The organism is Xanthomonas sp. SHU 308 (assembly GCF_000364645.1).
In the GTDB taxonomy this organism is placed as follows: Bacteria; Pseudomonadota; Gammaproteobacteria; order Xanthomonadales; family Xanthomonadaceae; genus Xanthomonas_A; species Xanthomonas_A sontii.
Genome location: NZ_AQOK01000480.1, coordinates 1 through 627, shown reverse-complemented (window position 1 = coordinate 627; position 627 = coordinate 1). Strand labels below are relative to the sequence as shown.

1 pseudogene is annotated in these 627 nt (G+C 70.8%); it reads right to left on the bottom strand.

From position 1 onward, the window contains the following. Positions 1-389 (bottom strand): annotated as a pseudogene (locus D588_RS24945) (UDP-forming cellulose synthase catalytic subunit); the annotation flags it as partial. Between the last annotated feature and the right edge of the window lie 238 nt (positions 390-627).

The following is a 627-nucleotide window of genomic DNA, read 5'->3' as shown; positions in this document are numbered from 1 at the left end:
GGCAGCGGCCGCCGGTTCAGCGGCCACAGCACCTGGAAATAGCCCAGCGCCAGGATCACGAACGCGTACAGTTCGGCCAGCAGCAGGCCCAGGCCCAGGCTGAGGTCGACCGGGCTGCTCATGCCCACGGTCTGGGTCAGGCGCCACCAGATGTAGCGCGAGGACACCGCCAGCGACAGCGCCATCATCACCAGGATCGCCAGGCGGCTGCCGCTGCGCCGCAGCAGCATGGCCGCGGCGAACACCACCAGCGAGAACAGCAGTTGCTGCGGCACATCCATCGGGATGGCGACGACGAAGACCAGCAACACGGCACCCAGCAGCCACAGCGACCAGTTGGCCAGGACATGCAGCGGGCGCGCGGCACGCGACGCGGAGGCAGCGCTCATCGGCGATTCCTAACAAGGGGAGGAGGTCGGCGCGCGGTCTTCCCCACCGCGCGGCGACGGCAAACAGGTGCGGCGCCCGCAGGCGCCGCATGGCATCAACGATTCAAGAAGCGCTTGAGCGGACCGCCCGGCGCCGGCACCGCGGCCTCGCGGCCGACCTCGAGCAGGCGCTGGAACAACTGCTGCAACGGCGTGCCGGTCGCGGTGCCGATGACGGCGGCCGACACAGGCGCCGCCG